The organism is Pseudomonas sp. NFR09, assembly GCF_900111535.1.
Classification (GTDB): domain Bacteria; phylum Pseudomonadota; class Gammaproteobacteria; order Pseudomonadales; family Pseudomonadaceae; genus Aquipseudomonas; species Aquipseudomonas extremorientalis.
This window is the reverse complement of record NZ_FOIH01000004.1, coordinates 256,791-270,242: the sequence shown is the minus strand read 5'-3', so window position 1 is coordinate 270,242 and position 13,452 is coordinate 256,791. Positions and strand designations below refer to the sequence as shown.

The following is a 13,452-nucleotide window of genomic DNA, read 5'->3' as shown; positions in this document are numbered from 1 at the left end:
CGGAGCCTTACATGTCCCGCGTTACCTTGAGTCGCTATTTGATCGAGCAGACCCGCAGCAACAACACGCCTGCCGATCTGCGCTTCCTTATCGAAGTGGTGGCGCGTGCTTGCAAGGAAATCAGCCACGCCGTTTCCAAAGGCGCACTGGGTGGTGTCCTGGGCAGCATGGGCACTGAAAACGTGCAGGGCGAAGTGCAGAAGAAGCTCGACGTCCTGTCCAACGAAATCCTGCTCGAAGCCAACGAATGGGGCGGTCACCTGGCCGGCATGGCGTCCGAAGAAATGGACAATGCCTACCAGATCCCCGGCAAATACCCGAAAGGCGCGTACCTGTTGGTGTTCGACCCACTGGACGGTTCGTCCAACATCGATATCAACGCACCGGTCGGCACCATCTTCTCGGTACTGCGTTGCCCGAATGAATACCTGAGCCAGAACGAAGCGCTGAACGAAAAAGCCTTCCTGCAGCCAGGCACCGAGCAGGTCGCTGCCGGCTACGCGATCTACGGCCCGCAGACCATGCTGGTGCTGACCCTGGGTGACGGCGTCAAGGGCTTCACCCTGGACCGTGAAATGGGCAGCTTCGTACTGACCCACGAAGACATCTCCATTCCTGCGTCGACCCAGGAATTTGCGATCAACATGTCCAACCAGCGTCACTGGGAAGAGCCGGTGAAGCGCTACGTCAACGAGTTGATGGAAGGTGAGGAAGGCCCGTTGAAGAAAAACTTCAACATGCGCTGGGTGGCCGCGATGGTCGCCGACGTGCACCGCATCCTGACCCGTGGTGGCCTGTTCATGTACCCACGCGACAGCCGCGAGCCGTCCAAGCCGGGCAAACTGCGCCTGATGTACGAAGCCAACCCGATGTCGTTCCTGGTTGAGCAGGCGGGCGGCGCGTCCACCGACGGCCATCAGCGCATCCTCGACATTCAGCCGGAAGGCCTGCACCAGCGTGTGGCGGTGTTCCTGGGGTCGAAGGAAGAAGTCGAGCGCGTGACGGCTTACCACAAGAAGTAAGCTGCGGCGACAAGTGACTGGTGTTGTTGTGAGCCGGTTCACCGTTGAAGAAGCCCCGAAACGTTTCAGCGTTTTTGGGGCTTTTTTGTTTTCGCTCATCGGGAACCAGACACCTCTTTTCCCTTCTAAGCTTCTGGCAGATACCCACGCTGCTTCGTCCCTCCAGGAGTGTTTCCATGTCGTTACGCCGTTTCGCTTTGCTGGCTTTTTGCGTGCTGTTGGCCGCTTGCAGCAAGGTCAACCAAGAAAACTATCAAAAATTGTCGGCTGGCATGGCCAAGGCTGAGGTGGAGTCGTTGCTGGGCAAGCCGACCGATTGTTCCGGCGCACTGGGCATGTCCAGTTGCACCTGGGGCGATAAAAACAGCTTTATCAGCGTTCAATATGCCGGTGACAAGGTTCTGATGTTTTCCGGGCAAGGCCTGAAGTAAACCGGGGCGCAAGCCTGCGGGAGAAGAAGAATGATGCGTTTTGTTTTGTTCCTTTGTGCCAGCCTGTTTTTGGCGGGCTGTGCCAGCCATTCTGGCGATGATCTGCAACCCAAGACAGCGAGCAACGTCAACCTCAAGCGTTACCAGGGCACCTGGTATGAGTTGGCCCGATTGCCGATGTACTTCCAGCGCAACTGTGCGCAGTCCGAAGCCCGCTACACCCTGTTGCCCGACGGCGACATGTCGGTGTTCAACCGCTGCCTGACGACCGAATGGAAGTGGGAGGAAGCCAAGGGTACCGCCACCCCGCAAGTGCCGGGCAAGACCGACAAGCTCTGGGTGGAATTCAACAACTGGTTCACCTCGCTGCTGCCGGGCGTCGCCAAGGGCGACTACTGGGTGCTGTATGTCAGCGATGACTACAAAACCGCCATTGTCGGCAGCCCGAGCCGGCGCTACATGTGGATCCTTTCGCGCACGCCAACGGTCAATGCGGACACCCGCGAAGACCTGCTGAGCAGGGCGCGACAGCAGGGGTATGACACCACACGGTTGATCTGGCGTACGTCGGACAAGCAGATGGCGAAGACTTCGCAATAACTCTGGATCACCACCGATCCAATTGTGGGAGGGGGCTTGCCCCGATTGCAGTGTGTCAGTCAGCACATCTGATTCTGATACATCGCTATCGGGGGCAAGCCCCCTCCCACCGTTTTTAACCGAGTAAATCCCTCAAGACCTGTGTGAACGCTCGGCTGCTTTCTTCTTCGCCGGCATGATGCCCATCGCGCACCACCCACTTTCCATTCACCAGCACATCCCGCACCTGCCGATCACCGCCGGCAAACAACCAGCGATTCAGAATCCCGTCCTCGGTCGCCGTGGCCAGGTACGGATCATTACCGTCCAGCACAATCCAATCCGCACGTTTGCCCACTTCCAATCGGCCAATTGGCTGCCCCAGCGCCTGGGCACCACCGTCCAGCGCGGCATCGAACAGCGTGCGCCCAACCATCGGCTGGTCACTGCGATACAAGCGGTTACGCCGTTGATCACGCAGGCGCTGGCCGTATTCCAGCCAGCGCAATTCTTCCACCACGCTCAGTGACACATGGCTGTCGGAGCCGATACCCAGGCGTCCGCCCTGGACGAGGAAGTCCACCGCCGGGAAAATCCCATCACCCAGGTTGGCCTCGGTGGTCAGGCACAAACCGGCAATCGCCCGGCTCTTGGCCATGCGCGTCACCTCATCGGCGTCGGCATGGGTGGCGTGCACCAGGCACCAGCGTTCATCGACGTCGACATTGTCATACAGCCATTGCAGTGGGCGTTTGCCGCTCCAGGCCAGGCAGTCGTCGACTTCCTTCTGCTGCTCGGCAATGTGGATATGCACCGGGCACGCCTTGTCGCTGGCGGCCAGCACTTCGTTGATTTGTTGCGGTGTGACGGCGCGTAGCGAGTGAAAACACAGGCCCAGTTGCTGTGCGGGTTGCGCGGCCAGAATTGGCTGCAGACGCGCTTGCAGCTCCAGATAATTTTCAGTGCTGTTGATAAAGCGCCGCTGGCCTTCATTGGGCGCCTGGCCGCCAAACCCAGAGTGGGTGTAGAGCACCGGCAACAACGTCAGGCCAATCCCGCTGCTGGCCGCCGCCTGGCTGATCTGCCGCGACAATTGTGTGCGATCGGCATAGGGCTGGCCGCTGACGTCATGGTGCACGTAGTGAAACTCGGCCACCGAGGTATAGCCGGCCTTGAGCATCTCGATATACAGCTGGCGCGCGATGACCTGGAGTTGGTCCGGGTCGATCTTGCCGACCATGCGGTACATCAGGTCACGCCAGGTCCAGAAACTGTCATTCGGGTTGCCGGCCACCTCGGCCAAGCCGGCCATGGCACGCTGGAATGCGTGAGAATGCAAGTTCGGCATACCCGCCAAGACCGGCCCTCTCAGCCGTTCGGCCCCCTCTGCGCTGGCATTGGCCTCAACGTTGGTCAGCAGGCCATCGGCGCTGACTTCAAGACGTACATCATTGGCCCATCCATCAGGCAGCAGCGCGCGTTCGGCGAAGAAAGCGGACATGATCAAGGCACCCCGGTCGTGTGTTTATTTGTATATACATATACAGACGTTTGCCTGCTCGGTAAACTCCGGCAATCTATGCATCTTTTTCCCCTGCAAGGATTCCCCGTGCCGACTCCGCCCGCCAACTCTTCGCTGGCTGCCCACATGGACGAAAGTCCGGCGCCCTTGTATGCCCGCGTCAAACAGATGATCAGCCAGCAGATCCTCAACGGCAACTGGCCGCCCCATTACCGCGTGCCATCGGAGAGCGAGTTGGTCAGCCAACTGGGTTTCAGTCGCATGACCATCAACCGCGCCCTGCGCGAACTCACCGCCGAAGGGTTGCTGGTGCGCATGCAAGGCGTCGGCACGTTTGTCGCCGAACCCAAGAGCCAGTCGGCGCTGTTCGAGGTGCACAACATCGCCGATGAGATCGCCTCCCGCGGTCACCGGCATACCTGCCAGGTCATCACCCTGGGTGAAGAGGCCGCCGGTTCCGAGCGCGCCGTTGCCTTGGAGATGCGTGAAGGCGGGCGGGTGTTCCATTCATTGATCGTGCACTTCGAAAACGATATTCCCGTGCAAATCGAAGACCGCTTCGTCAATGCCCTGGTCGCGCCGGAATACCTGCAGCAGGATTTCACCCAGCAAACGCCTTACGCCTACCTGAACCAAGTGGCGCCACTGACCGAAGGCGAGCATGTGGTCGAAGCCATCCTTGCCGACGCCGCCGAGTGCAAGCTGCTGCAAATCGAGCCTACCGAGCCGTGCCTGTTGATCCGCCGACGCACCTGGTCGGGTCGCCAGCCGGTGACCGCTGCGCGTTTGATCCACCCCGGTTCCCGTCACAGCCTGGAAGGACGTTTCAGTAAATGAGTAGCGTAAAAGTCTGGCGCGCCGCTGAGTACGTACGCATGCCGTGGAAAAACGGCGGCGGCAGCACTGAAGAAATCACCCGTGATGCAGGTACAGGGCTGGATGGCTTTGGCTGGCGCTTGTCGATTGCGGATATCGCTGAATCCGGCGGTTTCTCCACCTTTGCCGGCTATCAGCGCGTGATCACCGTAATCAAGGGCGCCGGCATGGTCTTGACCGTGGACGGCGAGGAGCAGCGCGGGTTGCTGCCGCTGCAAGCTTTTGCGTTCAAGGGTGACAGCCAGGTGTCATGCCGTTTGATCACCGGGCCGATCCGCGACTTCAACCTGATCTATTCGCCCCAGCGTTACCACGCACGGCTGCAATGGATCGATGGCGAACAGCGCTTCTTCAGCACGGCGCAGACAGTGCTGGTGTTCAGTGTCGCGGATGAAGTGAAGGTGCTGGACCAAAAGCTAGGCCATCACGACTGCCTGCAAGTGGACGGTAACACTGGCCTGCTGGAGGTTGCCGTGAGCGGTCGCTGTTGTGTTATCGAACTGAGCAACAGCTGAGCGCTTGTATGACCGGCGCTCAGCCAGCGTGGGGAGATGGGTTTACTTAACGCACATCAGTTGAAAGCCCATCGAAGAATCGCCCGCGGGTTTGTTGTCTCCCACTTTCAGCGTTAAAACGTTGACGTAGTTGATCGCCGGGACGCTCCCCAACTTGGCGTGGCCGTAGAAGATGTGATCATTGGAGCTGACGTCCGTCACCGACACGGTGCAAAACCGTGGCGCGTCCTTGAACACTCCCGGCACAAACCTGACTTTGTAATCGGAGAAGTAATCAGGTTGGGCGGTGAGTTTCACGTCCTTGATCCACTTGGGTGACTGCGCAGTAATTTTTCCTGTTTTATCAAGGGTCGCAGTAAAGGTGTCGGCAATGGCCTGGACTGAAGCCATGCTTGTCGCCATGAGTACGATAAAGATGCCTGCCCGTTTTAGAGTGGTCACGATAAGTCTTCCATGGTGTTGGGTGTGTGAAAGCCGACTCTAAACCACTGAATATACAAAAAAATCCGTTTTTACTGGGCTACAGATAACTCAGAAAAATCGTCGTTGGGACGCGCCTTTTACCTGGCAGGCCAGGCGCGCCATTTCACTGCTACGCATGCCCACCCTCGATTCCCAACCGTGCGCACCATTTTGTTACCGAATGCCCCAATGCGGCGCAATGCTGCATTGGGGTGACAAACCCCTCTCCCGGGAAGAAACGTCTGCAAGAAATTTCATCAAGCCTCAAAGCCTCAATTTCCAAGGCTTGCACATCCCTTCACAAAAAATCCCGACAACGCCTTTCTAAAGTTGGCCGCTTGATTGCATATGCTTGTATGTACAAGTAAAGATGTGTGCGTAAGACTCTCCTTCGCACCATCCATGTTCGCGCATCATGCCGAGGAGTCCAGTCGTGACCGATTTTTCTAAAGCCAGGCCTACAAAATACCGTGACGTCGAAATCCGTGCCGCCCACGGTAACAAGCTCACCGCCAAAAGCTGGCTGACTGAAGCGCCGCTGCGCATGCTGATGAACAACCTCGATCCACAAGTGGCCGAGAACCCGAAAGAGCTGGTGGTGTATGGCGGTATTGGCCGCGCAGCACGCAACTGGGAGTGCTACGACCAGATCGTCGAGAGCCTCACCCACCTGAATGACGACGAAACCCTGCTGGTGCAATCCGGCAAGCCGGTCGGCGTGTTCAAGACCCACAGCAATGCACCGCGTGTACTGATCGCCAACTCCAACCTGGTGCCGCACTGGGCCAGTTGGGAGCACTTCAACGAACTGGATGCCAAGGGCCTGGCCATGTACGGCCAGATGACCGCCGGCAGCTGGATCTACATCGGCAGCCAGGGCATCGTCCAGGGCACCTACGAAACCTTCGTCGAAGCCGGTCGCCAGCATTACAACAGTGACCTCAAAGGCCGTTGGGTACTGACTGCCGGCCTCGGCGGCATGGGCGGCGCCCAGCCGCTGGCGGCCACTCTGGCTGGCGCCTGCTCGCTGAACATCGAGTGCCAGCAGGTCAGCATCGATTTCCGCCTGAACAGCCGTTATGTCGACGAACAAGCCACCGACCTCGACGACGCCCTGGCACGCATCGCCAAATACACCAAGGAAGGCAAGGCTATCTCCATCGCCCTGCTGGGCAACGCCGCCGAAATCCTGCCGGAACTGGTCAAGCGTGGCGTGCGCCCGGACATGGTCACCGACCAGACCAGCGCCCACGACCCCCTCAACGGTTACCTGCCCGCTGGCTGGACCTGGGACGAATACCGCGCCCGCGCCAAGACCGAGCCCGCCGCCGTGATCAAGGCCGCCAAGCAGTCGATGGCCGTGCACGTCAAAGCCATGCTGGAATTCCAGAAGCAAGGCATCCCGACTTTCGACTACGGCAACAACATCCGCCAGATGGCCCAGGAAGAGGGTGTGGAAAACGCCTTCGATTTCCCGGGTTTCGTCCCGGCCTATATCCGCCCGCTGTTCTGCCGTGGCATCGGCCCGTTCCGCTGGGCGGCGCTGTCCGGTGACCCGCAGGACATCTACAAGACCGACGCCAAAGTCAAAGAGCTGATCCCGGACGACGCGCACCTGCACAACTGGCTGGACATGGCCCGCGAACGCATCAGCTTCCAGGGCCTGCCGGCACGTATCTGCTGGGTTGGCCTGGGCCAGCGCGCCAAGCTCGGCCTGGCGTTCAACGAAATGGTGCGCAGCGGCGAGTTGTCGGCACCGGTGGTGATCGGTCGTGACCACCTCGATTCCGGCTCGGTCGCAAGCCCGAACCGCGAAACCGAAGCCATGCAGGACGGTTCCGACGCCGTGTCCGACTGGCCGCTGCTCAACGCTCTGCTGAACACCGCGAGCGGCGCGACCTGGGTGTCGCTGCACCACGGTGGTGGTGTGGGCATGGGCTTCTCCCAGCACTCCGGCATGGTCATCGTCTGCGACGGTACCGATGAAGCGGCTGAGCGGATTGCCCGTGTGCTGCACAACGACCCGGCCACCGGGGTGATGCGCCACGCAGACGCCGGTTACCAGATCGCGATCGATTGCGCCAAGGAGCAGGGCTTGAACCTGCCGATGATCAAGTAAGCCAGCACCACCCTGAAACAATCCATCAGAGGTTGAACCGACATGGCTGCAAATGACACCACCCCGTTGATCGAAAGGCGTTCGATCGACTACATCCCGGAAGCGGAAAGACACGGTCGTCTGTTCAGCCAGTTCACCCTGTGGATGGGCGCCAACCTGCAGATCACCGCGATTGTCACCGGGGCCCTGGCCGTGGTGCTGGGCGGTGATGTGTTCTGGTCGTTGATCGGTCTGTTGATCGGTCAACTGATCGGCGGTGGGGTCATGGCGTTACATGCGGCGCAAGGGCCCAAGCTGGGCCTGCCGCAGATGATCTCCAGCCGGGTGCAGTTCGGTGTGTATGGCGCGGCGATTCCGATCGTGCTGGTGTGCCTGATGTACCTGGGTTTCACCGCCACCGGCACCGTGCTTTCGGGGCAGGCGCTGGGCCAGTTGTTCGGGGTCAGCGACAGCGTGGGCATCCTGATTTTCGCCAGTGTGATCGTGCTGGTCACGGTGCTCGGCTACCGGGTGATCCATTTCATTGGTCGCGTCGCCAGCGTCATTGGCGTGGTCGCCTTTGTCTACCTGTTCAGCCGGCTGATGAGCCAGACCGATGTGGGCGCACTCCTGCAAATCCGCCACTTCAGCTGGAGCAGTTTCCTGCTGGCGGTATCGCTCGCGGCCTCCTGGCAGATTGCCTTCGGCCCTTACGTGGCGGACTACTCGCGTTACCTGCCAAGCAAGACGTCATCGGTGAAAACCTTTTTCGCCGCTGGCGCCGGTTCGGTGGTGGGCGCGCAGGTGGCCATGGTGCTGGGCGTGTTTGCCGCAGCCATGTCCAACGGTCAGTTCGCCGGGCATGAAGTGGCGTACATCGTGGGCTTGAGTGGCACGGGTGCTACCGCTGCGTTGCTGTACTTCAGCATCGCGTTCGGCAAGGTCACCATCTCGACGCTGAACTCCTACGGTAGCTTCATGTGCATCGCGACCATCATCAGCGGCTTTCGTGGTCGCCTGGAGGTCACGCGCCTGCAGCGCCTGGTGTTCGTGCTGGCGATTGTCGGCACGGCGACCCTGATCGCATTGCTCGGCCAGCACTCGTTCCTGGGGGCGTTCAAGTCCTTCATCCTGTTCCTGCTGGCGTTCTTCACGCCCTGGAGCGCGATCAACCTGGTGGACTACTACTGCATCACTCGCGAGCGCTATGACGTACCGGCGCTGGCCGACCCGAACGGTCGCTATGGCCGCTGGAACCTGCTGGGAATCAGCGTCTACGTGTTCGGCGTGCTGGTGCAGTTGCCGTTCATCTCCACCAAGTTCTACACAGGTCCCTTGGTGGCCGCGCTGGGTGATGTGGATATCTCCTGGATCATCGGCCTGGTACTGCCCGCAGCGCTGTATTACCTGTGTGCGAAAAAATGGCACGGCACCGTGCCCGATCAACTGATCCTGCCAACAGAGCAGGGCGCTATACCCACAACAAACGGGCTGGCTGCACAGGCCTGATGGGACGTGGACAGGGCAGGATGCCTACTGACTGCCGTAATCCATTTCAAGATTGGGAGCGTCACAACAATGAAAATGCATAAGACCCTGATGGCTACCTTGCTCTCTGCGGGCTTGCTGGCCAGCGCTGGCGCCCAGGCAGCCGGTTGGTGCGAATCCGGCAAACCGGTGAAATTCGCCGGGCTGAACTGGGAGAGCGGCATGTTGCTCACTGACATCCTGCAAACCGTGCTGGAAAAAGGCTACGACTGCAAAACCGACAGCCTGCCGGGCAACTCCATCACCATGGAAAACGCCCTGAGCAGCAATGACATCCAGGTGTTCGCCGAAGAGTGGGTCGGCCGCAGCGAGGTCTGGAACAAGGCCGAGAAGGCCGGCAAAGTCGTCGGCGTCGGTGCCCCTGTAGTGGGCGCTATCGAAGGCTGGTACGTGCCGCGCTATGTGATCGAAGGCGACGCCAAGCGCAAGCTGGAACCCAAGGCCCCGGACCTGAAAAACATCGCCGACCTGGCCAAGTACGCCTCGGTGTTCAAGGACCAGGAAGAGCCCTCCAAGGGTCGTTTCTACAACTGCCCGGCCGGCTGGACCTGCGAGCTGGACAACAGCGAGATGCTGAAAAGCTATGGGCTGGAAAGCACCTACACCAACTTCCGCCCCGGCACCGGCCCGGCGCTGGATGCGGCGGTGCTGTCGAGCTACAAGCGTGGCGAGCCGATCCTGTTCTACTACTGGTCGCCCACGCCGCTGATGGGCCAGGTCGATTTGGTCAAGCTGGAAGAAAAACCCGGCGTGGATAAAAGCGTGAGCATCAAGGTCGGCCTGTCCAAGACCTTCCACGAGCAAGCCCCTGAATTGGTGGCCGTGCTGGAAAAGGTCAACCTGCCCATCGACCTGCTGAACCAGAACCTGGGCCGCATGGCCAAGGAGCGAATTGAGTCGCCAAAACTGGCGAAAATTTTCCTCAAGGAACATCCTGAAGTCTGGCACGCCTGGGTGAGCGACGACGCAGCCAAGAAAATCGACGCGGCCTTGTAGGTCAAGCGTGCCCGGCTACCCTGAGGGGCTGGCCGGGCGCCTGGCCACAACCCACTGGATCGAGAGCACGATATGTTTCCTGAGAGTTTTACGTTTTCCATCGCCGACTGGGTCAACGGTTGGGTGGACTCACTGGTCACCAACTACGGCGATGTGTTCCGGCACATCTCCGACACCCTGCTGTGGGCCATCGTCAACCTGGAAGGCTTGCTGCGCGCAGCGCCCTGGTGGCTGATGCTGGCCATCGTCGGCGCCGTCGCCTGGCACGCGACCCGCAAGGTGGTGACCACGGCGGTGATCGTCGGCCTGCTGTTCCTGGTGGGTGCGGTTGGCCTGTGGGACAAGTTGATGCAGACCCTGGCCCTGATGATGGTCGCTACAGTGATCTCGGTGCTGATCGGCATTCCGCTGGGCATCCTGTCGGCGCGCAGCAATCGCCTGCGTTCGGTATTGATGCCGCTGCTGGACATCATGCAGACCATGCCGAGCTTCGTGTACCTGATCCCGGTGCTGATGCTGTTCGGCCTGGGCAAGGTCCCGGCGATTTTCGCCACGGTGATCTACGCCGCGCCACCGCTGATTCGCCTCACCGACCTGGGCATTCGCCAGGTCGACGGTGAAGTCATGGAAGCCATCAACGCCTTCGGTGCCAACCGCTGGCAGCAACTGTTCGGTGTGCAACTGCCGCTGGCGTTGCCAAGCATCATGGCCGGTATCAACCAGACCACCATGATGGCGCTGTCGATGGTGGTGATCGCCTCGATGATCGGCGCCCGTGGCTTGGGTGAAGACGTACTCGTCGGCATCCAGACCCTCAATGTCGGGCGTGGCCTTGAAGCTGGCCTGGCCATCGTGATTCTCGCAGTGGTCATCGACCGCATTACCCAGGCCTATGGTCGTCCACGGCATGAGGCGAGCAAATGACTACTGTCAGCAAAATCGAAGTCAAAAACGTCTTCAAGATCTTCGGCGCGCGTTCCAAGGATGCGCTGTCGTTGATCGGCCAGGGCAAGACCAAGGACCAGGTGCTGGCCGAGACCGGCTGCGTGGTCGGTGTGAACGACCTGTCCCTGAGCATCGGCACCGGTGAGATCTTTGTGATCATGGGGCTGTCGGGTTCCGGCAAGTCCACACTGGTGCGTCACTTCAACCGCCTGATCGACCCCACCAGCGGCGCGATCCTGGTGGACGGCGAAGACATCCTGCAACTGGACATGGAAGCCCTGCGCCAATTCCGTCGGCACAAGATCAGCATGGTGTTCCAGAGCTTCGGCCTGCTGCCCCACAAGAGCGTGCTCGACAACGTCGCCTATGGCCTGAAGGTGCGTGGCGAAACCAAGCAGGTCTGCGCCGAGCGCGCGTTGCAGTGGATCGAAACCGTGGGCCTCAAGGGCTACGAAAACAAATACCCGCACCAGCTCTCCGGCGGCATGCGCCAGCGTGTCGGCCTGGCCCGCGCCTTGGCGGCCGACACCGACATCATCCTGATGGACGAAGCCTTCAGCGCACTCGACCCGCTGATCCGCGCCGAGATGCAGGACCAGTTGCTGGAACTGCAAAAGACCCTGCACAAGACCATCGTGTTCATCACCCACGACCTCGACGAGGCCGTGCGTATCGGCAACCGCATTGCGATCCTCAAGGACGGCAAGCTGATCCAGGTCGGCACGCCTCGGGAGATCCTGCATTCGCCGGCGGATGAGTATGTGGATCGGTTTGTCCAGCGGCGGGCGGCGGTGGTCTGATCTGGATGTGTTGGTGAGGCTGATGGCCTCATCGGGGGGCAAGCCCCCTCCCACAGGGGAGTGCATTCCAAATGTGGGAGGGGGCTTGCCCCCGATAAGGCCGGTAAGGCTGCACAAGAATTGAAGAGAGTATGAACATGCCCCAGGCAACAAAAGTCATCATCGCCGACACCCCGCTGCGCTGGCAGGACGTGGTCGCCGTCGCCCGCCACGGCGCCGTGCTCGAACTCTCGGGCCAGGCCTGGGCGCGCATCGACAATGCCCAGGCCATCGTGCAGCGCATCGTCACCAGCGGTGAGCGCGCCTATGGCGTGAACACCGGCCTGGGCGCGCTGTGCAATGTGTCGCTCAAGGGCGAGCAACTCAGCCAACTGTCGCGCAACACCTTGCTCAGCCACGCCTGTGGCGTCGGCCCGGTGCTGAGCGACGAGCAGACCCGCGCGATCATCTGCGCCGCCATCATCAACTACAGTCACGGCAAATCCGGCCTGCATCCGCAGGTGGTGCATTCGCTGCTGGCGCTGCTCAACCACGGCATCACGCCGCAAGTGCCATCCCAGGGCTCGGTGGGTTACCTGACCCATATGGCCCATGTTGGTGTGGCTGTGCTGGGCGTGGGTAACGTGAGTTACCAAGGTCGGGTCGTTCCGGCTCAAGACGCATTGAGCGCGGAAGGCCTGCGGCCGGTGGCGCTCGGCGCCAAGGACGGCCTGTGCCTGGTCAACGGCACGCCGTGCATGACCGGCCTGAGCTGCCTGGCCCTGGCCGACGCCCATCACTTGCTGCAATGGGCTGACGTGATCGGCGCCATGAGTTTCGAAGCCCAGCGTGGGCAGATCGATGCCTTCGATGAAGAAATCATCGCGCTCAAGCCGCACCCGGGCATGCAGCACGTGGGGACCCATCTGCGCGCCTTGCTCGATGGCAGTGAAGTGATCGCCAGCAGCAAAGGCATCCGTACCCAGGACGCCCTGAGCATTCGCTCGATCCCGCAGATCCACGGCGCGGCCCGCGACCAGGTAGAGCACGCCACCCGTCAGATCGAGACCGAACTCAACAGCGCCACCGATAACCCGCTGGTGCTCGGCACGCCGGAACACTACCGCGTGGTGTCCCAGGCCAACCCGCACGGCCAGTCCGTGGCGTTGGCGGCGGACATGCTGGCGATCGCCATGGCCGAAATCGGTTCGGTGGCCGAACGTCGCCTGGACCGCCTGATCAATCCGCACGTCAGCGGCTTGCCGGCGTTCCTGGTCAGCAACCCCGGGGTCAACTCCGGGATGATGATCGTGCAGTACGTCGCCGCCTCCCTGTGCGGGCAAAACCGTCAACTGGCGCAACCTGCGGTGCTCGACAACTTCGTCACCTCGGGCCTGCAGGAAGACCACCTGAGCATGGGCACCAATGCCGCGCTCAAGCTGCACCAGGTGCTGGCCAACGTGACCCAGATTCTCGCCATCGAATACTTGTTGGCGGCCCAGGCGTTCGAGTTTCTCAAGGAACAACGTTTCGGCGCCGGCACCGACCGTGCCTGGCGGTTGTTGCGTGAAGTCGTCCCGGCCTATGAACAGGACCGCTGGCTGGCGCCGGACATTGCCGCCGCCGCTCAGCTGCTGAAAAACACCGATTTACCGAATGTGCACTTTTAAAAGAACAAT

The 13,452-nt window shown here is 60.7% G+C and carries 13 protein-coding genes; 11 read left to right on the top strand and 2 right to left on the bottom strand.

Translation table 11 applies throughout. The features are described from left to right. Window positions 1-11: 11 nt before the first annotated feature. From BMX59_RS11595 to BMX59_RS11585, 3 genes are all read left to right on the top strand, one after another. Window positions 12-1,022 (top strand): class 1 fructose-bisphosphatase, encoded by a 1,011-nt coding sequence (locus BMX59_RS11595; protein ID WP_003187818.1) that lies wholly within the window; start codon window positions 12-14, stop codon window positions 1,020-1,022. A 176-nt stretch (window positions 1,023-1,198) separates the two neighbouring features. Further along, window positions 1,199-1,453, top strand: coding sequence for a hypothetical protein (locus tag BMX59_RS11590; RefSeq protein ID WP_092246304.1), 255 nt, complete (start codon window positions 1,199-1,201; stop codon window positions 1,451-1,453). Window positions 1,454-1,483: 30 nt separating this feature from the next. Beyond that, window positions 1,484-2,053 (top strand): lipocalin family protein, encoded by a 570-nt coding sequence (locus tag BMX59_RS11585; RefSeq protein WP_058423714.1) that lies wholly within the window; start codon window positions 1,484-1,486, stop codon window positions 2,051-2,053. 115 nt (window positions 2,054-2,168) lie between these two features. Here BMX59_RS11585 and BMX59_RS11580 read toward each other — a convergent pair whose 3' ends face one another. After that, window positions 2,169-3,533 carry a formimidoylglutamate deiminase gene (locus BMX59_RS11580; protein ID WP_093121432.1) on the bottom strand — a complete coding sequence of 455 codons (1,365 nt, stop codon included), beginning with the start codon at window positions 3,531-3,533 and terminating at the stop codon, window positions 2,169-2,171. Window positions 3,534-3,680: 147 nt separating this feature from the next. Here BMX59_RS11580 and hutC point away from each other — a divergent pair, with 147 nt between their 5' ends. Both hutC and BMX59_RS11570 read left to right on the top strand, forming a co-directional pair. Continuing rightward, entirely contained in the window at window positions 3,681-4,391 is a 711-nt protein-coding gene (gene hutC, locus BMX59_RS11575) for a histidine utilization repressor (protein ID WP_224265956.1), read from the top strand. Continuing rightward, on the top strand, window positions 4,388-4,945 hold the full coding sequence (locus tag BMX59_RS11570) for a HutD/Ves family protein (RefSeq protein ID WP_092246310.1): 558 nt from the start codon (window positions 4,388-4,390) through the stop codon (window positions 4,943-4,945). The genes hutC and BMX59_RS11570 overlap by 4 nt, the downstream gene beginning before the upstream one ends. A gap of 42 nt (window positions 4,946-4,987) precedes the next feature. Here BMX59_RS11570 and BMX59_RS11565 read toward each other — a convergent pair whose 3' ends face one another. Further along, window positions 4,988-5,386, bottom strand: a complete 399-nt coding sequence (locus BMX59_RS11565) for a hypothetical protein (RefSeq protein ID WP_092246313.1) — start codon at window positions 5,384-5,386, stop codon at window positions 4,988-4,990. A 454-nt stretch (window positions 5,387-5,840) separates the two neighbouring features. Between BMX59_RS11565 and hutU the strand changes: the two genes are divergently transcribed. The 6 genes from hutU to hutH all read left to right on the top strand — a co-directional run bounded on the left by hutU (window position 5,841) and on the right by hutH (window position 13,443). Continuing rightward, entirely contained in the window at window positions 5,841-7,526 is a 1,686-nt protein-coding gene (gene hutU / locus BMX59_RS11560) for a urocanate hydratase (RefSeq protein WP_242626978.1), read from the top strand. Window positions 7,527-7,568: 42 nt separating this feature from the next. Next, a complete protein-coding gene (locus tag BMX59_RS11555; RefSeq protein ID WP_093121427.1) occupies window positions 7,569-9,014 on the top strand; it encodes a purine-cytosine permease family protein in 1,446 nt (481 codons plus the stop codon). A gap of 69 nt (window positions 9,015-9,083) precedes the next feature. Next, window positions 9,084-10,049, top strand: coding sequence for an ABC transporter substrate-binding protein (locus BMX59_RS11550; RefSeq protein WP_071492407.1), 966 nt, complete (start codon window positions 9,084-9,086; stop codon window positions 10,047-10,049). A gap of 72 nt (window positions 10,050-10,121) precedes the next feature. After that, on the top strand, window positions 10,122-10,973 hold the full coding sequence (locus BMX59_RS11545; protein ID WP_012721776.1) for an ABC transporter permease: 852 nt from the start codon (window positions 10,122-10,124) through the stop codon (window positions 10,971-10,973). Continuing rightward, a complete protein-coding gene (locus BMX59_RS11540) occupies window positions 10,970-11,794 on the top strand; it encodes a quaternary amine ABC transporter ATP-binding protein (RefSeq protein WP_058423708.1) in 825 nt (274 codons plus the stop codon). The genes BMX59_RS11545 and BMX59_RS11540 overlap by 4 nt, the downstream gene beginning before the upstream one ends. A 137-nt stretch (window positions 11,795-11,931) precedes the next feature. Then, entirely contained in the window at window positions 11,932-13,443 is a 1,512-nt protein-coding gene (gene hutH, locus BMX59_RS11535; RefSeq protein WP_093121939.1) for a histidine ammonia-lyase, read from the top strand. Window positions 13,444-13,452: the final 9 nt, after the last annotated feature.